This window comes from Kribbella sp. NBC_00359 (genome assembly GCF_036097425.1).
Classification (GTDB): Bacteria; Actinomycetota; Actinomycetes; order Propionibacteriales; family Kribbellaceae; genus Kribbella.
This window is the reverse complement of sequence record NZ_CP107975.1, coordinates 3,936,230-3,954,898: the sequence shown is the minus strand read 5'-3', so window position 1 is coordinate 3,954,898 and position 18,669 is coordinate 3,936,230. Positions and strand designations below refer to the sequence as shown.

21 protein-coding genes are annotated in these 18,669 nt (G+C 69.0%); 20 read left to right on the top strand and 1 reads right to left on the bottom strand.

All coding sequences use genetic code 11. The features are described from left to right. Positions 1–37: 37 nt before the first annotated feature. The 10 genes from OG876_RS19430 to OG876_RS19385 all read left to right on the top strand — a co-directional run bounded on the left by OG876_RS19430 (position 38) and on the right by OG876_RS19385 (position 6,368). On the top strand, positions 38–1,075 hold the full coding sequence (locus tag OG876_RS19430; protein WP_328526287.1) for a LacI family DNA-binding transcriptional regulator: 1,038 nt from the start codon (positions 38–40) through the stop codon (positions 1,073–1,075). Between the two features lie 116 nt (positions 1,076–1,191). Then, the gene (locus OG876_RS19425; RefSeq protein ID WP_328526286.1) at positions 1,192–1,416 is read left to right on the top strand and encodes a hypothetical protein; all 225 of its coding nucleotides are present in this window, start codon (positions 1,192–1,194) and stop codon (positions 1,414–1,416) included. Positions 1,417–1,552: 136 nt separating this feature from the next. Further along, complete coding sequence (locus tag OG876_RS19420; protein WP_328526285.1) at positions 1,553–1,897, top strand: hypothetical protein; 345 nt, start codon at positions 1,553–1,555, stop codon at positions 1,895–1,897. Between the two features lie 72 nt (positions 1,898–1,969). Beyond that, positions 1,970–2,338, top strand: a complete 369-nt coding sequence (locus OG876_RS19415) for a hypothetical protein (protein WP_328526284.1) — start codon at positions 1,970–1,972, stop codon at positions 2,336–2,338. Then, positions 2,335–2,769 carry a hypothetical protein gene (locus OG876_RS19410; protein ID WP_328526283.1) on the top strand — a complete coding sequence of 145 codons (435 nt, stop codon included), beginning with the start codon at positions 2,335–2,337 and terminating at the stop codon, positions 2,767–2,769. Before OG876_RS19415 ends, OG876_RS19410 begins: the two co-directional genes overlap by 4 nt. Further along, positions 2,766–4,280 carry a multicopper oxidase domain-containing protein gene (locus tag OG876_RS19405; RefSeq protein ID WP_328526282.1) on the top strand — a complete coding sequence of 505 codons (1,515 nt, stop codon included), beginning with the start codon at positions 2,766–2,768 and terminating at the stop codon, positions 4,278–4,280. Before OG876_RS19410 ends, OG876_RS19405 begins: the two co-directional genes overlap by 4 nt. A gap of 77 nt (positions 4,281–4,357) precedes the next feature. Continuing rightward, the gene (locus OG876_RS19400) at positions 4,358–4,696 is read left to right on the top strand and encodes an ArsR/SmtB family transcription factor (RefSeq protein WP_328526281.1); all 339 of its coding nucleotides are present in this window, start codon (positions 4,358–4,360) and stop codon (positions 4,694–4,696) included. Further along, positions 4,693–5,163 (top strand): SRPBCC domain-containing protein, encoded by a 471-nt coding sequence (locus OG876_RS19395; RefSeq protein ID WP_328526280.1) that lies wholly within the window; start codon positions 4,693–4,695, stop codon positions 5,161–5,163. Before OG876_RS19400 ends, OG876_RS19395 begins: the two co-directional genes overlap by 4 nt. Before the next feature lie 3 nt (positions 5,164–5,166). Beyond that, positions 5,167–5,775 (top strand): dihydrofolate reductase family protein, encoded by a 609-nt coding sequence (locus tag OG876_RS19390; protein ID WP_328526279.1) that lies wholly within the window; start codon positions 5,167–5,169, stop codon positions 5,773–5,775. Between the two features lie 2 nt (positions 5,776–5,777). Next, positions 5,778–6,368, top strand: coding sequence for a dihydrofolate reductase family protein (locus OG876_RS19385; RefSeq protein ID WP_328526278.1), 591 nt, complete (start codon positions 5,778–5,780; stop codon positions 6,366–6,368). Here OG876_RS19385 and OG876_RS19380 read toward each other — a convergent pair. Then, complete coding sequence (locus OG876_RS19380) at positions 6,347–7,105, bottom strand: aminoacyl-tRNA hydrolase (RefSeq protein ID WP_328526277.1); 759 nt, start codon at positions 7,103–7,105, stop codon at positions 6,347–6,349. The two genes, OG876_RS19385 and OG876_RS19380, sit on opposite strands and share 22 nt — an antisense overlap. A 51-nt stretch (positions 7,106–7,156) precedes the next feature. On the opposite strand from OG876_RS19380, the gene OG876_RS19375 reads away from it, so the two are divergent. From OG876_RS19375 to OG876_RS19330, 10 genes are all read left to right on the top strand, one after another. After that, positions 7,157–7,948, top strand: coding sequence for a thymidylate synthase (locus OG876_RS19375; protein WP_328526276.1), 792 nt, complete (start codon positions 7,157–7,159; stop codon positions 7,946–7,948). Further along, a complete protein-coding gene (locus OG876_RS19370) occupies positions 7,945–8,400 on the top strand; it encodes a dihydrofolate reductase (RefSeq protein ID WP_328526275.1) in 456 nt (151 codons plus the stop codon). The genes OG876_RS19375 and OG876_RS19370 overlap by 4 nt, the downstream gene beginning before the upstream one ends. A 121-nt stretch (positions 8,401–8,521) precedes the next feature. Then, on the top strand, positions 8,522–9,796 hold the full coding sequence (locus OG876_RS19365; protein WP_328526274.1) for a toxic anion resistance protein: 1,275 nt from the start codon (positions 8,522–8,524) through the stop codon (positions 9,794–9,796). Positions 9,797–9,826: 30 nt separating this feature from the next. After that, positions 9,827–10,408 carry a hypothetical protein gene (locus tag OG876_RS19360; RefSeq protein ID WP_328526273.1) on the top strand — a complete coding sequence of 194 codons (582 nt, stop codon included), beginning with the start codon at positions 9,827–9,829 and terminating at the stop codon, positions 10,406–10,408. A gap of 32 nt (positions 10,409–10,440) precedes the next feature. Further along, positions 10,441–11,763 (top strand): AAA family ATPase, encoded by a 1,323-nt coding sequence (locus OG876_RS19355; protein ID WP_328526272.1) that lies wholly within the window; start codon positions 10,441–10,443, stop codon positions 11,761–11,763. Beyond that, on the top strand, positions 11,760–13,094 hold the full coding sequence (locus tag OG876_RS19350; RefSeq protein ID WP_328526271.1) for a hypothetical protein: 1,335 nt from the start codon (positions 11,760–11,762) through the stop codon (positions 13,092–13,094). Before OG876_RS19355 ends, OG876_RS19350 begins: the two co-directional genes overlap by 4 nt. After that, the gene (locus OG876_RS19345; RefSeq protein ID WP_328526270.1) at positions 13,091–14,092 is read left to right on the top strand and encodes a glutamate ABC transporter substrate-binding protein; all 1,002 of its coding nucleotides are present in this window, start codon (positions 13,091–13,093) and stop codon (positions 14,090–14,092) included. Before OG876_RS19350 ends, OG876_RS19345 begins: the two co-directional genes overlap by 4 nt. Beyond that, on the top strand, positions 14,089–15,213 hold the full coding sequence (locus OG876_RS19340) for a hypothetical protein (protein WP_328526269.1): 1,125 nt from the start codon (positions 14,089–14,091) through the stop codon (positions 15,211–15,213). Before OG876_RS19345 ends, OG876_RS19340 begins: the two co-directional genes overlap by 4 nt. Then, positions 15,210–17,615: a serine/threonine-protein kinase gene (locus OG876_RS19335; RefSeq protein ID WP_328526268.1), complete on the top strand. Its 2,406-nt coding sequence runs from the start codon at positions 15,210–15,212 to the stop codon at positions 17,613–17,615. Before OG876_RS19340 ends, OG876_RS19335 begins: the two co-directional genes overlap by 4 nt. Continuing rightward, on the top strand, positions 17,612–18,658 hold the full coding sequence (locus tag OG876_RS19330) for a PP2C family serine/threonine-protein phosphatase (protein ID WP_328526267.1): 1,047 nt from the start codon (positions 17,612–17,614) through the stop codon (positions 18,656–18,658). Before OG876_RS19335 ends, OG876_RS19330 begins: the two co-directional genes overlap by 4 nt. Positions 18,659–18,669: the final 11 nt, after the last annotated feature.

The window sequence follows — 18,669 nt, the reverse complement described above, 5'->3', positions numbered from 1 at the left end:
AACGATTTAGTAGAACGATGCAGAGAGGAGTCGGACGATGGCTGGGGTCACCTTGAAAACCGTGGCGAAGGCCGTGGGAGTGTCGCCGTCGACCGTCTCCAACGCCTACAACAAGCCCGACCAGCTGTCCGCCGCGCTCCGCGAGCGGATCCTGAGCACGGCCCACGAGCTCGGGTACTCCGGTCCGGACGCATCCGCCCGGGCTCTGCGCAGCGGCAAGGCCGGTGCGATCGGGGTCCTGTTCACCGACAAGCTGTCCTACGCCTTCTCGGATCCGTACGCGGTCGGCTTCCTGGCCGGCCTGGCCGAGGTCGCGGAGGAGTTCAGCACCAGCCTGCTGCTGATGCCGCTCAGCTCGACCGACATCGCCGGCGGCAGCACCGCCGTCCAGCAGGCCTCCATCGACGGCGCGGCGATCTTCTGTGTGCCGGGTGGTCATCCGGCGCTCGAGATCCTCGCCAACCGTGGCATCGCGGCGGTGTCCACCGACCGCGGCGACCACCCGGACCTGTCCTGGGTCGCCATCGACGAGGTGGAGGCGGCCGCGCAACTGGGCGAGCACCTGGCCCGGCTCGGTCACCGCGACATCGTCGTACTGGTCGACAACGCCCAGGCGGCCGGGGGCCGTCCGGTGGAGCTGTCGCCGGACGAGGTCGGCTACACCGACTGCGAGCTGCGGATTCGCGGCCTGCAGAAGACGATGCCGGACGCGCGGCTGCGGATCGTCTCCGGCGGCCACAACGCGTTCAGCTCCGGGCTCGCCGGCGCGGAGTGGGTGCTCGACTCGCAGGACCGGCCGACCGCGATCGTCGGGCTGAGCGATGTCCAGGCACTCGGCGCGATGGAGGCGATGAAGGTCCGCGGCCTGACTCCAGGCCGGGATCTGACCGTGGCCGGCTTCGACGACATCCCGGCCGCGGGACCGGCCGGACTGACCACGGTCCACCAGCCGATCAAGGACAAGGGCCGCGCGGTCGGCCGGATCCTGCTGGACCCGGTCACCACCGAGCGACAACTCCTGATGCCGACCGAGCTCGTCGTCCGCTCGAGCAGCGGACCGGCGCCTCGACGCTGACAATTCCACACCACACCTAGGCCCCACTTCCGGGTTCCTGGGTCGATACCGCACGACTTCCGACGGCCACACCGGCCGCCGGCCGACACACCACGCTCTCAGGAGGGAGCAGAACCATGACGTACTTCATCGCCGGCAACACCGCAGTCGAGAACGCTCGCGCAGTCGCGCAGTCGGCGCTCCCGAACGCTCCCCAGCAGCCGCACCACGAGCCGGCCCCGCGCCGTACTCTCACGGTCCGCACCCGGCTCAGCGCCGTACTGCGCTCCGCCGCCGAACGCGAGCTCCGCCTCGCCGACCGCATCGACCCGGCGCCCACCTGCCCCACCCCCGCCGGCTAACCCCGCAACCGAGGGGACAACCCCCGAACTGGAGGGTTGCCCCCTCGGAATCTCAGCGGGCAACCCTCTGGGTGAGGGGGCAAGCGTCGGAGGTGCCGTGGGGTTTTGTCGGTTCGGTCTGGCACTCTGAAGGGCGATGAGTGAGCCAGGGGTGTTGCTGACCGCCCGAGCCATGGTCCTGCACGACCTGGCCGCGCGGGGATTCGACGACGCGGTGATGGTGTCGTTGCTCGAGGACGCGGTGGCCGGCCGGCAGTGGTGGCTTGACCAGTGGCCGGACGGCGCGGAGCACATCGCCGGTCTGGTCGCGCAGGACGTCCAGGACCGCCTGGTCGACTCCGGCGTCCGCTGGCCGCGCTGCACGGCGTGCGACGACCTCAACGACCACGAGCTGCGGATCGAGCCCGAGCTCGGCCCCGATCCGCACTGGGTCTGCGAACGCGCCGGGATCGAGGTCGCCCCGCTCGGCCGCCTCACCTGACAAACCCCCGGACGACGATCCGGGGAATACCTGATTGATCTACATGTAGCCAGACTACTATTGTCTGTCTACATGATGTCGCTCACCGCCCTCAGACTGGTCGCCTGCGTCCATGCCGTCGCGATCTGCCTGCAGCCTGTCTTCGCGGGGATCTACCTGAACGGATCCGGCGCCGCGATGCGGATGCACGAGCCGACCGGTCTGGCGCTCACCTTCACCGGACTCTTCCAGTTGCTCATAGCAACGATCTGGTGGCGGTCCGGCGGCCGGCTGCTCGCGCCGCTGGCGACGCTGCTGATCGCGCTGGGCGAGGGCTTCGAGGTCGCGATGGGCTACACCCGCCAGCTGGCGATCCACATCCCGCTCGGCATCGCCCTGGTCGGCGGCGCGGTCGCCTTCGTTGTCTGGACCACTCGCCAGCGCGTGGCGGTGCCGGCATGACGACGCACACCGCCGAACAGATCGAGAAGTCCGTACGCCGGCCGCGCGCGAGCCTGGTGTCCCTGCGGATCGTGCTCGTGCTGCACGCCGCACTCATCGTCGCGCAGCCGATCCTGGCCGGCTATTTCCTGTCCGGCAACGTCGACGCGATGAACATCCACGGCCCCATCGGCTCGTCGGTGTGGCTGGTCGCGCTGATCCAGTTCGTCGCCGCGGCGATCTACTGGCTGGGCGGCGGCGGCCGGGTCTGGCCGACCGTCCTCACCGCCGTACTGTTCGTCGCCGAGTTCGTCCAGCTCGTCTTCGGCTACCAGCGGAACTTCGCCGTCCACATCCCGCTCGGCACGGCGATCGTGATCACCGTCGTCTGGATGACCGTCTGGTCCTTCCGGCCCACCGCACGCCTGAGTCGCCGGGAGGCGAAGCGATGAAGATGTCCCGCCGCGGGTTCCTGGCCGTTGCCGGCGGCACCGGCGCCGCGCTGACCCTGACCAACTGCGGCAGCGAGGCCAAGCCAGCACAGGCAGGCGAACTGCTCCGCAGCAAGGCGCCACTCCCCGAGCCCTTCAAGGTGCCACTCCCGATCCCACCGGTGAAGAAGCCGATCCGCACCGACACGAATGCCGACTACTACCGCGTCGTACAACGCAAGGCCAGCTTGGAGATCCTTCCCGGCCTCAAGACCGAGGTCGTGGGGTACGACGGCCTCCTGCCGGGACCCACGTTCGATGTCCGGAGTGGGCGGACAACGATCGTCGAGCAGGTCAACGAGCTCGACGTGTCGACCGTCGTACACCTGCACGGTGGTCACACCCCGGCGTCGAGTGACGGCTGGCCGTTGGATCTGCTGATGCCGGCCGACGGAGAACCCTCTGGACACCACATGGCCGGTGGTGACATGAAGATGGGCAGCCGGACCTACACCTACCCGAACGCGCAGCGCGCCGCGATGCTCTGGTACCACGACCACACGATGGACTACACCGCGCCACAGGTCTATCGAGGTCTGTTCGGTCTGCACATCATTCGCGACGACGAACAGGATCGTTTGCCCTTGCCCGCAGGCGATCGGGAGATTCCACTGGTCATCGCGGACCGCGCGTTCGCCGAGGACGGCTCGTTCCTGTATCCGGCCGCGAAGGACGGTCCCGGCGTCGAAACGCGATACATGGAAGGGGTTGTCGCCGACGTCACCCTGGTGAACGGCGCACCGTGGCCGATGCACGAGGTGGACGCGGTCCGGTATCGCCTGCGGTTCCTCAATGCGAGCAACGCCCGCCGCTACGAACTCGCGTTCGACAAAGGCCCGGCGACGTTCGTCCAGATCGGCAGTGATGGCGGACTGCTGGACGCACCGGTCGAGCACAAGACGTTGGTGATCGCCCCGGCCGAGCGCTTCGACGTGATCGTGGACTTCTCGCAGTACCAGCCGGGCGAGGAGGTCACGCTCGTCAACAAGCTCGACAACAACGCGAATGTCCTGCGCTTCAAGGTCGCCCGCAAAGCCAAGGACGACAGCAGTATCCCGGCCAAACTCTCGTCGTACGCCGTGCTTCCCGAGCCGGCCGGTGTCGTCCGGCGGAAGTGGCTGTTCCATCGCGGCAATGCGAACGGGCATCAGGGCTGGACGATCAACGGGAAGGCGTTCGACCCGGCGGTGATGCAGGCCCAGGTGAAGCTGGATCAGTTCGAGATCTGGTCGTTCGTCACCGACGTCCATCATCCGGTGCACGTCCACCTCGCACCGTTCCAGGTGCTCAGCCGTGGCGGCGGCAAGCCCGGTGGGTACGACGCGGGCTGGAAGGACACCGTGGACATCCGGCCGGCCGAGGTGGTCGACGTACTGGTCAGGTTCAGCGCGCACAAAGGCAAGTACCTGATCCACTGCCACAACCTCGAGCACGAGGACATGGCCATGATGGCGGCGTTCGAAACGGTCTAGCGGACGGCCCCTTGACCATGCGCACCAGCCATCCCTATAGTCAACCTATCGGTTGATCAAGGGGATGGTTGATAAACATGGCAGTTGACGACGACCAGCTCGACCGGGCCTTCACCGCGCTCGGCGATCCGGTCCGGCGAGCGATGATCGCGCGACTGTCCCGCGGGCCGGCCACGGTGAACGAGCTGGCCGAACCGTTCCCGATCACCAAGCAGGCGGTGTCGCGGCACATCCAGGTGCTCGAGGCCGCCGGGCTGATCACCCGGACCCGGGACGGGCAACGCCGCCCGTGCCACCTGGTCCCGGCCGCTTTGGAAGCGCTGACGAGCTGGATCGACGAGTACCGGCTCGAGACCGAACGCCGGTTCCGCCGGATGGACGCAGTACTCAAAACCGTGAAGGAGCAGGAGAAATGAGCGACACGATCATCAACACCCCCGCCGGTACGCCGTTCGTGGAGGTGACGCGGGAGTTCGACGCCACCCCGGCCCAGCTGTTCCGGATCTGCACCGATCCCGACCTGGTCGCCGAATGGCTCGGCCCGCGCGACCTCGACGCGACCATCGAGAAGTACGACGTACGCCCGGGTGGGACGTACCGCTACATCCACCGCGACGACTCCGGCGAGTACGCCTTCCGCGGCGTCTTCCACACCGTCGAGCCGGACAAGCTGATCATCCAGACCTTCGAGTGGGAAGGCGCTCCGGGCGAGGTCTGCCTGGAGAAGATGACCCTCGAACCGACCGAGACCGGCGTCCGCCTGCACCAGCAGTCGGTGTTCTCCTCGGTGGAGAGCCGCGACCAGTCGATCGAGTACGGCATGGAGCACGGCATCCGCGAGTCGATGGACCGCCTCGCCGAGCTCGTCGCGAAGGAGGGCTGACCGATGAGCGACGTCGTCGTCGACATCTCCGTGTCGCTGGACGGGTACGTCACCGGACCCAACGTCGGTCTCGGCAACGGCCTCGGCGACGGCGGCATGGCCCTGCACGACTGGGTCTTCCACGGCAACGACGCGGATCGCGCCGTACTGGACGCCGCCTTCGAGGCCACCGGCGCCGTCATCCAGGGCCGGAACCTGTTCGACATCATCGACGCCCCGGGCGGCTGGAGCGACGAGATGGGGTACGGCGCGAAGCCGACCGGCGAGGTGAATCCACCGGTCTATGTCGTCACCCACTCCGCGCCGGCGAATCCCCGGCTCGGCGATCGCTTCCACTTCGTCACCGACGGCGTGGAGAGCGCGGTCCGCCAGGCCGCGGAGGTTGCCGGGGGCAAGGAAGTGGTCGTGATGGGCGGCGGGCAGGTCTGCCACGAGGTCCTCGCCGCCGGGCTGGCCGACGTCCTGCGGTTGCACGTGGCAACCGTCGTACTCGGTGACGGCACCCGACTGTTCCCGGCCGAGGCCGGGCCGGCGATCGGGCTGGAGCTGGTCGAGTGCGTCTCGACGCCGGCCGCGCAGCATCTCACCTATCGCGTCGTGAAGGAGAAGTAGCCATGGGCAACGTCATCGCTGCCGCCGTGGTCTCGCTGGACGGCTTCGTCGCGGACACCGAGGATGGTGTCGGACCGCTGTTCGACTGGTACAACAACGGGCCGGTCGAGCTGTACGGGACCGACCCGGGACGGCCGTTCCACGTCAGTCCGGCAAGTGCGGACTACGTCAACACGGCCTGGAGGAAGGTCGGCGTGGTGTTGTGCGGGCGGCGCCTGTTCGACATCACCAACGGCTGGGAAGGCGTCCCGCCGTTCGGGCAGCATGTCGTCGTCGTCACCCACGAGCCGCCTACCGACTGGCCGTTCCCCGATGCGCCGTTCAGCTTCGTCAGTGGGATCGAGGAGGCCGTCGCGAAGGCCAAGGAGCTCGCCGGTGATCGGGACATCTCGCTCGCCGCGGGAAACCTGACCGGCCAGGCGCTACGAGCCGGCCTGATCGACGAGCTCTCGTACAACCTCGTCCCGGTGATCTTCGGCACCGGCAAGAAGTTCTTCGGCGACTACGCCGGCGAGCAGATCCTGCTCGACGACCCGGAGATCGTCGTGGGTGACCGGGTCACCCACCTGCACTACCGGGTCAGCAAGGGATGAGCCGCGATCACGGTCCGGGACCCGGGCGCCACCTCGGTGAAGCCCGCGTCCTGGACCACCGGCAGGCCGCTGGTCAACAGCCGCCGCCACTGCGCGGGGCTCGCCGTCCGCACTGCCAGTGCGAATTCACTCGCCATCCAGTCCTTGCGGGCCTCCGCTGACAGCTCCCACCAGGCGAGCTGCGCCGCGTGGCCACACTGCGCCATCGCCTTTCCGCTCGACATCTCCAGATCCGGATTGATCCACAACACCGGTACGCCGGGCGCGGGCGGCGGCAGTTCGCCGGAGTCCGCGAAATCGGTCCCGCTCACCTGCAGGTTGGCGAACTCCGCCGGTACGTCGTCCATCGGCGTCGGCGGAAACACGCGAACCTCCGCCACAACCACCGGCTCCTCGGCATCCACCGGGGGCTCGGTGCCCGCTCCAGTTCCGGTGACTGTGATCCCGGGTATCCCTTCGGTGCGGCGCCACTCGGCGCCGCGAGCGCGTTTGACGATCTTCCGGATCCGATCGTCCTGCCAGGCATGCATCGCCCCGGCCCACTCCCCCTCGCCGGTCGACGTCTCACCCGTCGACCTCTCGCCCGTCATCTCGCCGGCCGTCGTCCCGTCGGCGGTCGATCGCTCGTCGGCCAGGATCGCGAGCACCGCCCGCGCCGCCGTCTCCAGCGCATCCGTCTGCGCCGGCCGCGCGTTCTTCTCCACCCGCACCACGAGCGTCAGCACGTACTCATCCACGACCGTGAGTCTTTCAAACCTCCTCCCAGCTGATCGAGGTAGGTTGGCGGCATGCAGCAGTACCTCGATCTTCTACGGCATGTGCTGGACCACGGAGCCGAGAAGGGGGACCGCACCGGGACGGGCACGCTGAGTGTGTTCGGGCACCAGTCGCGGTACGACCTCCGGGCCGGGTTCCCGGCGGTGACGACGAAGAAGCTGCATCTGCGATCGGTGATCGGGGAGCTGATCTGGTTCCTCAGCGGCTCGACGAACATCAAGTGGCTGCACGAGAACAACATCTCGATCTGGGACGAGTGGGCCGACGCGGACGGCGAACTGGGCCCGGTGTACGGCTACCAGTGGCGGTCCTGGCCGACGCCGGACGGCCGGCACGTGGACCAGATCGCGGGCGTGATCGAGTCGATCAAGAACAACCCGGACTCCCGCCGGCACATCGTGAACGCGTGGAACGTCGCAGACGTCGACAGCATGGCGTTGCCGCCCTGTCACACCATGTTCCAGTTCTACGTCGCCGAGGGCCGGCTGTCCTGCCAGCTGTACCAGCGGTCGGCCGACATCTTCCTCGGAGTCCCGTTCAACATCGCGTCGTACGCGCTGCTCACCCATATGGTCGCGCAGCAGACCGGGCTCGAGGTCGGCGACTTCGTCCACACGCTCGGTGACGCCCACCTGTACCTGAACCACCTGGACCAGGCCCGCCTGCAGCTCACCCGCGAGCCCCGGCCGCTGCCGACACTCCAACTGACGCAGCGTGACTCGATCGACTCCTACGAGATCGCAGACGTCCAGCTGATCGGCTACGACCCGCACCCCGGGATCAAGGCGCCCATCGCCGTATGAGCGTCATCCTGATAGCCGCGGTCGGGCGGAACGGCGTGATCGGGCGGGACAACGATCTGCCCTGGCGCATCCGCGAGGACCTGCAGCACTTCAAGGCGCTCACGCTCGGCCACACGCTGGTGATGGGCCGCAAGACCTACGACTCCATCGGCCGACCGCTGCCCGGCCGCCGTACCGTCGTCGTCACCCGCCAGCCCGCGTGGTCCGCCAACGACGTCGACGTCGTCCACACCCTCGAAGAGGCCCTCAAGTACGACGGTGACCTCTACGTAGCCGGCGGCGGCGAGATCTACCGCCAGGCTCTCCCGTACGCCGACCGCCTGGAACTCACCGAGGTCGACCAGTCCCCCACCGGCGACGTCACCTTCCCGTCCCTCGACCACGCCGCCTGGACCGAAACCGCCCGCACCCCCCACGACGGCTTCAGCTTCGTTAGCTACCGTCGCAGCTAACAACGAGTAGGCAACGGGGACTCCATGGGGACCCGGAACCGACTAGATTGTGTGCGCGTCACGGAGGTGACAGCGCGCGGGCGAGGGGACGCCTCGCGGAGGCCACCGGAGGGGAACGACGATGACCGAAGCAGACAACACAGCAGGCGCACCGGCCGCTCAGCCGGCCGCTGCGCAGCCGGCGATGGCGCCGTTGCAGCCGCCGACGGCGACGGCTCCCGGACTGATACTGACCGCTCCGCCGCCGTCACAGCCGGTCGCCGCGACGGCCGCCCCGAGCCTGGCGCCCGCTGTGGATGCGGCCGCGCTGCCCGGGCTCGACGCGAAGGTCGACACGTTCCTCACCTCGTTGATGGCGGCCGAGCCGCGGTCGCCGGAGTTCGCGGCCAAGGCCACTGACGTCCGGAGCATGGGCGACGTCGACATCCGCGCCGCCGCCGACAGCTCGAACCGCCTGCTCCAGTCGCCGGTCCGCGCGTTGCAGAGCGGCGGGCTTTCCGAGGGTTCGACTGTCGGCCAGACACTGCTGGACCTTCGCCGTACGGTCGAGGACCTGGACCCGAAGGCAGCCACCGGCCCGAAGAAGCTGCTCGGGCTGATCCCGTTCGGGGACAAGATCGAGGACTACTTCCGCAAGTACCAGAGCGCGCAGAGTCACCTCGAGGGCATCCTGCACGCGCTGCGCAACGGCCAGGACGAGCTCGGCAAGGACAACGCCGCGCTGAACCTGGAGAAGCAGCAGCTCTGGGACGCGATGGGCCGGTTGAACCAGTACGTGTACGTCGCCGAGCGCCTGGACGCCCGGTTGTCCGCGGCGATCGCCGAACTGGAGGCGACGAACCCGGACAAGGCGAAGGCGTTCCGCGAGGATGTGCTGTTCTACGTCCGGCAGAAGCACCAGGACCTGCTCACCCAGCTGGCCGTGTCGATCCAGAACTACCTGGCCATCGACATCGTGATCAAGAACAACATCGAGCTGATCAAGGGCGTCGACCGCGCGTCGACGACGACCGTCTCGGCCTTGCGCACGGCGGTCATCGTGGCGCAGGCGCTGAGCAACCAGAAGCTGGTGCTGGACCAGATCACCGCACTGAACACGACCACCAGCGGGATGATCGAGCGGACCTCGGAGATGCTGCGGGACAACTCGGTGGCGATCCAGCAGCAGGCCGCGTCGGCGACGATCGGGCTGCCGCAACTGCAGGCGGCGTTCGCGAACATCTACGCGACCATGGACGCGATCGACACGTTCAAGGTGGAGGCGCTGGACAACATGGCCGCCACCATCGGCACGCTGGAGACCGAGGTGACGAAGTCCCGCAGCTACCTGGAGCGGGTCGCACAGCAGGACCAGCGGGTCGTCCACGGCAGTCTCGACCTCGACCTCGGTCGCTGACGCAGAGTCAACTGGGGGACAGGGAACTGCATGACACTCGGTGACTTCTTGGCGCGGCTGACCGGCCGCAAGCAGGAGCCCGAGCCTGCCCCCTCTCCCCGCGCTCCGACGAACGACGACCTGCTGGCGGCGCTCGTCCGCGTCGAGCAGTTGGTCGCGGACGGCGCCGTACCGGCTGTGGTCGCATCGCGAGTCGGCCGGGTGGTCCGGACCGTGCGCGACACGATCCCGCGGCTCGGCAACCTCGGTGGGAGTGCGCAGGCGTACTCCGTGATGGCGACGGCGACGGATTATCTGCCGGAGGCGATCGGTGGGTATCTGCGGCTGCCGCGGCAATGGGCGGACACGCGGCCGGTGGACCGGGGCAAGACGTCGCTGATGATCCTGATCGACCAGTTGGACCTCTTGGCCGCGACGATGGACAAGGTGTTCGACGCGGTGAACCGGGCCGACGCGGCGGCGCTGATCGCCCACGGCCGGTTCCTGCAGGAGAAGTTCGGCACCGGCTCGACCGGCGGAGGCCTGGCCATCGGCCCGACGGCGTCGACACCACCACCGGACACCGGCTCGGCGGGACCCCTGGCACCACCACCTGGACGGGGAGGGTCATGAGCGGCGCGGGGGGAAGGTCACTCTCGGAAGCAGTGTCGGAACTGCTTGCCGTGGCTGCTCGTGCGGGTGTTGCCGAGCGGACCGCCCAGGCGGAGGCATTGTCGCTGGCCGCCGCGTTGGCGGAGTCCGCTCCGGGTGCACCCGCGGACTGGGCCAAGGCCAGCCCGGGTGCGACGACACAGGATTTCTTCGATGCCGCCGTACGCGGTCGTCGCTGGCGTGGTGCGCCGACCGCCGTGCTGACCGAGCTGATCGCGGAAGGCTCGACAGAGAAGGCTGCTTACGCCGAGGCGCTGGCCGAGGTGGCCTCGGCAGCTTGCACGCTGGGCGAACCCACCATGCGGGTTGTAGGTAACGCGTCGGTGGCAGCAGCGGCGCAACTGCAGGCCGCGGGCGCCCGCCCGCTGCAGGTCGCTCCGACGCCGACAGTCCAGAGCACACCTCAGACTCCTGTCGAAGCGAAGCCTGAAGAACCTGCCAAATCGGTTGAAGAGTTGCTGGCGGAGCTCGACGAGCTGACCGGGCTGGCTCGGGTGAAGCGGGAAGTGCATCGGCAGGTCGCCGTACTGCGGGTGGAGAAGCTGCGGGCCGAGGCGGGGCTGAAGAGTCCGACGATCACGCGGCATCTCGTGTTCGTGGGGAATCCGGGCACCGGCAAGACCACGGTGGCGCGGCTGGTGAGCGGGATCTACAAGGCGCTCGGCCTGTTGTCGAAGGGGCAGTTGGTCGAGGTCGACCGGTCCGAGCTCGTGGCGGGGTATCTCGGCCAGACCGCGACCAAGACCGCCGAGGTGGTCGCGTCCGCGGCCGGCGGGGTGCTGTTCATCGACGAGGCGTACAGCCTGACCTCGGGGGACAGCGGCGCCGACCAGTACGGGCGTGAAGCGGTCGATACGCTGGTCAAGGAGATGGAGGACCGGCGCGACGACCTGGTGGTGATTGTTGCGGGGTACCCCGAGCCGATGGAGGCGTTCATCGCGGCGAACCCGGGGCTGGCCAGCCGGTTCCGGACCACGATCGCGTTCGACGACTACAGCGACGACGAGTTGACCGACATCCTCACCGGGCTCGCCGAAGCCGCCGACTACGAGCTGGTGCCGGAGGCGTTGGACAGGTTCCGGGAGATCCTGGAGGCCACGCCACGTGACCACTCGTTCGGTAACGGGAGGTTCGCGCGCAACGTGCTGGAGGCCGCCATCGGGCGGCACGCCTGGAGGCTTCGCGACGTGACGGCACCGACGAAGGACCAATTGCGTCAGATCCTCGCTGAGGACCTCAGTGAGGAAGAGGACGTCGCCGAGCCGGCAGACCTCGCCGTGGAAGCGGACCAGTCCGAGCAAGGAGAAGAGGCGTGACCCAGACTCAGAGTGCGCCGCCCGCGACCTGGTCGTCGCCGCCGGCCCAGCAGTCCAGCAGCACCGCGTCGCAACCACCCAGCGCCCGGAGGCCAGGCGTGCGGGGTCTGGTCGCCGCGTGGTTCGAGGGCACACCAGGCCGGATGCGCGCCTTCCTCGTCCTGGCCGCGGCGGTCAGCGTCGTCTTCGGCCTGACCGCAGCCCAGGGGTTCCGGCAGTCCGACGGCGCCCTGAAACGCGCCGAGGCCAACGCCGCCCAGCTTGTCCGGATCCAGGCCATCCACACCAACCTCGTCAGCGCCAACGCGGACGCGACCAACGCGTTCCTCGTCGGCGGTTTGGAGCCGCCCGCGCAGCGTCAGCACTTCGTCGACTCGATGGCGTCCGCGGCCCGCCTGATCACGGAAGCCTCGACCGCCCAGCCGGCCGACCAGAAGGCACTGGGTGAGCTGAACACCACACTGATCACGTACGACGGCCTGATCGAGCAAGCCCGGGCGAACAACCGCCAGGGCCTCCCGATCGGATCGCAATACCTGCGCGACGCGAACGCCGTACTGCAGAACGACTCGCTGCCGCTGGTGAACGCGCTGGTGGAGGCCAATGAGCAGCGGGTCGACACCGAGTTCGACGGCGTCCGCCTCGGCACGATCTGGGTGGTCGCCGGCGGCCTCCTCGCGCTGGTGGTCTTCGTGATCACGCTGCGCTGGCTGGCCCGCCGTACGCACCGCTACATCAACATCCCGATCGCGGCCGGGGGCCTGCTCATCCTGCTGACCACCGTCGTCGGCGGCGTCTCCCTGTCCAGCGCGTCCGGCAATGCATCGAGCACCCGCGACGACGCCTACGCCAAGACCCTGGCCTTGTCGCGCGCCCGGATCGCGGCGTACGACGCCCGCTCCAACGAGAGCCTCACCCTGATCGCCCGCGGCTCCGGCGACGCCTTCGACAAGGCCTACAACACCGCCTCCGCCACCGTCGACGACGAACTGAAGAAATCCTCCACGACGGCCAACGACCTCACTACCAGCTGGAACGAGTACAAGAGGATCCATGGCGCGGTCCGCAAGGCGGACACCAACGGCAACTGGGACAACGCCGTCGCGATGGCCGTGGGTACGACGAAGGACAACAACTCCGTCGTCGCGTTCAAGTCCTTCGACGAGAGCTCGGCCGACAGACTGCAGTCGACGAGCGACACCGTCACATCCGAGCTGTCGGACACCCGCGGCGGCCTGCCACCGATCGGCTGGCTCGGCCTACCGCTCGGCATCGTGGCTGCACTGCTCGTCACCTGGGGCATGTCGCAGCGACTGGAGGAGTACCGATGAAGAAGCTCATCCCGATCGCGGTAGCCGCCGCCCTCCTCCTCACCGCCTGCGGCTCGGGGAACTACGCCGCCACCGAAGTCCCGGCGAAGCCCTCCGCGACACCGGCACCGCCCGCGACACCGGCACCGCAGGACTGCACCAACGCGTTGCAGTCGTACGCGCCCGCGGGACCATTGCCGCCACCCGGCCAGATGCCGGCAGGTAGCACGATGAGCAAGATCTACGACTACGGTCGCCTGGTCGCCGGCGTCTCCGCGGACAGCCTCAACCTCGGCTCCCGGAATCCGCTGACCGGCAAGATCGAGGGCCTCGACATCGATATGGTCAACGCTGTCGCGGAGGCGATCTTCCCCGACGCCAAGACGAACCCGAACCGCGTCGAACTGCGGGTGATCTCGACCCCACAGCGACTGCCCGTGCTGACGGCGCCGCGGAAGCCGGGGGCAGTCGACCTCGTCGCCCGGAACATGACGATCACCTGCGCCCGCTGGAAGGAGATCGCCTTCTCCGCCGAGTACTACCACTCTGGTCAGAAGCTGCTCGTCCGGACCGACCTGATGAACGCGAACGGCAAACCGGTACAGAGCCTGGACGAACTCGCCGGCCAGACGGTCTGTGCGCCCGCCGCCTCGACGAGCCTGGACAACCTGCGCACCAAATACCCGAAGGTCGTCCCGATCACGGCGGACACCGCCACCGGTTGCCTTGTGCTGTTCCAGCAAGGCAAGGCCGTCGGCATCACCGGTGACGACACCGTCCTCGCCGGCGAGGCCGCGCAGGACCCGTATGCGCGCGTGACGACGGCCCCAGCGTTCAGCGCCGAGCCTTACGGTCTGGGTATGAACGCCGGCCAGGCGGACTTCGTCCAGTTCGTGAACGGCGTGCTCGAGCAGATGAAGAAGGACGGCCGCTGGCAGCACTCGTACGACAGTTGGCTCGGCACTCTGGGGAAGGCGACTCCCCCGGCGCCGGTCTACGGCCGGGTCCCACCGGCATGACCGTTCGTACGCCGACTGTCTCGGCGCCGGCGCCGCCGGGGAAGATGGGGAGCAGCGTCGCTGCGACGGAGCTGCTCTCGTTCCTCGACGCGTTGGGGACTTGGCGGGATCGGCGGAAGGCTGAGCTCGACGAGTTGGATCAGGCTGCTTTGCATTCGGCGGACGCGGATGCTTTGAGTGCGGATGTCGTGCTCAGCATGGCGGTGTGGAAGGCCGTGTCGGATCGGTACGAGCTGATCCTGGTGACGTGGGATTCCGGGCGGGTCGGAGTCAAGGAGACCGAGCGGATCTCGACGCTGATCTGGGGTGGTCTGGACACCGGCGGCGCCGGCGGGTCACTCGCGGTTTCGTTGCCTGAGGCATGCAAGTTGTCGGATGCGCTGGCGTCCAGCCTGCGGGCCAAGCTGGCGCTGGAGCCGGGCGACGCCGACCTGGCTGCCCACCTGCGGCAACTGCGCGCGCAGGTCGAACGGATCAACGACCTCGTCAAGCTGGAGCCGGCGACTGTTCGCAACGCGGCGATCGCCGAGCACCACGACCTCGACCGCCGCGTCGCCGACCTGACCGAGCGCAGCAAGCGGGGCGCGGACATCGGCGGACTGATCGGCCCGCTCGAGATCGACGCGGCCCGGGCCGAGCGCGACCTGATCGTCGGCGCCGCGACCCGCAAGGAGCGAGCCGCCGACGTCGCGCGGGCGCGTTCGCTGCGCAGTGAACTGGAAGCGCAGGGCACCGCGGTCCGAGCCCTCGCCGACAAGGCGGTCGCCACGGTCACACCGGCCCCGCGGCTCGCCGTACCTGATGTGACCGCACTCGGCCCGGTGCCGAACACCCCGACCGAACTGGAGAAGTACCTGAGCCGGCTGGACGCCGTACGACGGGCGCTGGGTCAGGCGCAGGCGGCGTACGGCGCCGCACTGGCGCACCGTGACGAGCTGGCGGCGTTGCTGGACGCCTACCAGGTGAAGGCGAGCAGTGTTGCCCCAGGCAACGAAGATCTCGCGGAGCTGTACCGGCGCGCCCGCGCGGTGATCGCGCAGGAGCCGGTCGAGCTGACCCGCCTCGGCGCACTCGTGACGGCCTACCAGGCCTACCTGGAAGCCACCGGAGGGACGAAATGACGACGACCATCGCGTGCACGCAACCCGGCTGCACCGGCAGCATCGTGGACGGGTACTGCGACATCTGCGGCTCCCCCGCGACCGCCGCTGCGACCGCCTCGCCGGCCGCCCCGGCCGCCGCCTCCTCGGCCGTCTCGGCGACCGGCGCCTGCACGCAACCCGGTTGCACGGGGACCTTCGTCGACGGCTATTGCGACGTCTGCGGCTCCCCCGCTCCCGACGGCACCACGAGCCCTTCCGCCGTCTCCGGCGCCCCGGCCGTGACCAGCGACCCCGACCCGATCAGTACGCCGTCGACCGTGTCGCGCGCGTCCAACCGGCTCGCGTCGACACCGCTCGGCTCGGCCCGGGCCGCCCAGGCCGGGTCCAAGCTGACCCGCAAGCTCGGGACGTCGTCCACCCGTCTGCGCGGAGCGCGGCTCGGTGCCGGGCTGACGCACGTACCGTCGATCCCCGCGATCGACGCGAGCAAAGCGATCCTGGTCAACCCGCAGGTGCCGGAGGACCGCCGGAACTGCCCGAACTGTGGCAACCCGGTCGGCCGGTCCCGCGCCGGCCAGCCCGGCCGGACCGAGGGCTTCTGCCCGAAGTGCCGCAACCGGTTCTCCTTCTCGCCCAAGCTGCAGGCAGGCGATCTGGTCGGCGGTCAGTACCAGGTGGCCGGCTGCCTGGCGCACGGTGGATTCGGCTGGATCTACCTGGCCCGGGACAAGAACGTGTCCGACCGCTGGGTGGTGCTGAAGGGCCTGCTCAACTCCGAGGATCCGGACGCCGTCGCGGCCGCGATCGCCGAGCAGCAGTTCCTGGCCCGGGTCGAGCACCCGCTGATCGTGGAGATCTACAACTTCGTCACCCACGACGGCGCCGGCTACATCGTGATGGAGTACGTCGGCGGCACGTCGCTGAAGACGTTGCTCAAGCAACGGATGGCCGCCAACAACGGCCGGTACGACGCGCTGCCGATCGACCAGGCGATCGCCTACCTCCTGGAGATCCTGCCGGCGTTCTCGTACCTGCACGACCTCGGCCTGGTGTACTGCGACTTCAAGCCGGACAACATCATCCAGGTCGGCGACGCGGTCAAGCTGATCGACCTCGGCGGTGTCCGGCGGATCGACGACATGGACTCCGCGATCTACGGCACCGTCGGCTTCCAGGCACCCGAGGTCGCCGAGGTCGGCCCGTCCGTTGCCTCCGACATCTACACGCTCGGCCGGACGCTGTGCGTGCTGGCGATGGAGTTCCGCGGCTACCAGTCCCGGTACGTCACCTCGCTGCCGCCCGTGGCCGAGGTGCCGCTGTTCCAGCAGTACGACTCGGTGTACCGGCTGCTGCTCAAGGCGTGTGCCCAGGATCCGGCAGACCGGTTCCAGTCGGCCGACGAGTTCCGCGTGCAGCTGCTCGGCGTACTGCGGGAGATCGTCGCGGACAAGCAGGGCGTCAAGGCGGCGCAGCACTCGGCGTCGTCGCTGCTGTTCGGCACACCCGGCGACAAGGCGATGGGCCTGGGCGAGGCGGCCGCGCCGTGGCAACAGCTGCCCTCGCTGGCGCCGGACGACAGCGACAAGATGGCTGGCTGGCTCAAGACGGTCAGCGTGCCGGACGCGGGCAAGCGGCTCGAACTGCTCGTGGATGCGCCGGAGTCGTCCCCGCAGATCCTGCTGGAGATCGCCGAGGCCGCACTCGAGGTGGGCGCGGACCGCTACGACATGGTCGACACCGCGGTCTCGGACCTGCTGGCCGAGGATCCGTGGGAGTGGCGGGCAGTCTGGATGGCCGGACTGGTCGCACTGGCTCGCGGGAACGCGGCGGCGGCCCAGTCGGCATTCAACGCCGTCTACGGCCAGGTGCCGGGCGAGCTCGGGCCGAAGCTCGCGCTGGCGATCGCCTGCGAGCAGAGCGGCGAGTACGACGTTGCCGAGGGCCTCTACCTCACCTGTGCGCGGACCGACGCCAACTACATCGCCCCCTCGGCGTTCGGCCTGGCCGACATCCGCACGCGGCGCAACGACCTGGACGGCGCCCTCGCCGCACTCGACCTGGTGCCCCGCACCAGCGGCTCGTACGTCCGGGCCCGTCGCCAGCGGGCCGGACTACTGGCAGGATCGGGGCGTGGCCTTCCCGCGCTCGCCCAGGCGATGGACAGCATCGACGCGCTGACCATCGACCCGGTCGACCGGGCCAACCTGGCCGCGGACGTGTTCCGGACCGCGCTGACCGAGGTCCAGCAGTCCGGTCCGCAGGAAGGACTGCGGATCGACGGCCGGGAGGCCACCGAGCCGGCCCTGCGGGACGGGCTCGAGGCCACCTACCGGCAACTGGCCGACCAGGCGCAGAGCCGGCCGGAACGGATCGCCCTGGTCGACCAGGCCAACGAGGTTCGAGGATGGACGTTGCGATGACGAGTACGACCCAGACGGTCTGCCCCAGCTGCGGCGGCCCGGTCTCCGAGGCCGATCGCTTCTGCGAGGCCTGCGGCGCCGAGCTCAGCCCCAGCACCCCGACCACGCCTGCCTTGGACACCGACACCGAGCCGACTGTCGAGATCATGACAGGGACCAGTCCGGTGGGACCGTGCCAGTCTTGCGGCGGCGTCATCGGTGCGGAGGGTTACTGCGAGACGTGCGGCACCAAGGCCGCCAAGGTCCGGGACCACTACACTGAGCAGCCCAGCCCGTGGGTGGCCGGCGTGTGCGACCGCGGAATCCGGCACAGCCGCAACGAGGACGCACTGGCCATCGCGGCCGACCCCGAACCGGGCAGCCGCGCGCTGCTGGTCGTCTGTGACGGTGTCAGCTCGTCACTCGACTCGGATGTCGCGTCACTGGCCGCATCCCGCGCGGCTCGCGACGTACTGACGGCCGGGCACGCGCAAGGCCTGGGCACTGAGTCGTCCCGGAGCAGTGCGATCGTGGCCCGGCTCGAGGCGGCTGCCGATGCGGCCAACGACGCCGTACTGGACAACACGAGTCCGGACAGTCCCAACCCGGCGTCGTGCACGTTCGTGGCGACGATCCTGGAGGACGGTCTGCTGGTGGCCGGCAACGTCGGGGACAGTCGCGCGTACTGGTTCCCGGACGAGGCCGAGGCGGTCGCGCTCACCGTGGACGACTCGTGGGCCGCCGAGCTCATCGCCACCGGGATCTCGCGTGAGGAGGCGGAGTCCGGTCCACACGCGCATGCGATCACTCGCTGGCTCGGCAAGGACGCTCCGGACCACACTCCTCGGACGACGACGCTCCGGGTGACCGGGCCGGGCTGGATCCTGGTCTGCTCGGACGGACTGTGGAACTACTGCTCCGAGGCGGCACCGCTGGCCGACCTCGTACGTCAGACCGCTGCGGCGAACGGTGGCGAGCCGATGGCCACCGCGTCCGCCCTGGTCGACTGGGCCAACGCCCAGGGTGGCCAGGACAACATCACCGTCGCGCTGGCGCGGCTCTAGGAAAGGGACCC

Coding starts and splice junctions, on each gene's coding strand:
- OG876_RS19430 (WP_328526287.1), top strand. CDS start 38: ATGGCTGGGGTCACCTTGAAAACCGTGGCGAAGGCCGTGGGAGTGTCG.
- OG876_RS19425 (WP_328526286.1), top strand. CDS start 1,192: ATGACGTACTTCATCGCCGGCAACACCGCAGTCGAGAACGCTCGCGCA.
- OG876_RS19420 (WP_328526285.1), top strand. CDS start 1,553: ATGAGTGAGCCAGGGGTGTTGCTGACCGCCCGAGCCATGGTCCTGCAC.
- OG876_RS19415 (WP_328526284.1), top strand. CDS start 1,970: ATGATGTCGCTCACCGCCCTCAGACTGGTCGCCTGCGTCCATGCCGTC.
- OG876_RS19410 (WP_328526283.1), top strand. CDS start 2,335: ATGACGACGCACACCGCCGAACAGATCGAGAAGTCCGTACGCCGGCCG.
- OG876_RS19405 (WP_328526282.1), top strand. CDS start 2,766: ATGAAGATGTCCCGCCGCGGGTTCCTGGCCGTTGCCGGCGGCACCGGC.
- OG876_RS19400 (WP_328526281.1), top strand. CDS start 4,358: ATGGCAGTTGACGACGACCAGCTCGACCGGGCCTTCACCGCGCTCGGC.
- OG876_RS19395 (WP_328526280.1), top strand. CDS start 4,693: ATGAGCGACACGATCATCAACACCCCCGCCGGTACGCCGTTCGTGGAG.
- OG876_RS19390 (WP_328526279.1), top strand. CDS start 5,167: ATGAGCGACGTCGTCGTCGACATCTCCGTGTCGCTGGACGGGTACGTC.
- OG876_RS19385 (WP_328526278.1), top strand. CDS start 5,778: ATGGGCAACGTCATCGCTGCCGCCGTGGTCTCGCTGGACGGCTTCGTC.
- OG876_RS19375 (WP_328526276.1), top strand. CDS start 7,157: ATGCAGCAGTACCTCGATCTTCTACGGCATGTGCTGGACCACGGAGCC.
- OG876_RS19370 (WP_328526275.1), top strand. CDS start 7,945: ATGAGCGTCATCCTGATAGCCGCGGTCGGGCGGAACGGCGTGATCGGG.
- OG876_RS19365 (WP_328526274.1), top strand. CDS start 8,522: ATGACCGAAGCAGACAACACAGCAGGCGCACCGGCCGCTCAGCCGGCC.
- OG876_RS19360 (WP_328526273.1), top strand. CDS start 9,827: ATGACACTCGGTGACTTCTTGGCGCGGCTGACCGGCCGCAAGCAGGAG.
- OG876_RS19345 (WP_328526270.1), top strand. CDS start 13,091: ATGAAGAAGCTCATCCCGATCGCGGTAGCCGCCGCCCTCCTCCTCACC.
- OG876_RS19340 (WP_328526269.1), top strand. CDS start 14,089: ATGACCGTTCGTACGCCGACTGTCTCGGCGCCGGCGCCGCCGGGGAAG.
- OG876_RS19335 (WP_328526268.1), top strand. CDS start 15,210: ATGACGACGACCATCGCGTGCACGCAACCCGGCTGCACCGGCAGCATC.
- OG876_RS19330 (WP_328526267.1), top strand. CDS start 17,612: ATGACGAGTACGACCCAGACGGTCTGCCCCAGCTGCGGCGGCCCGGTC.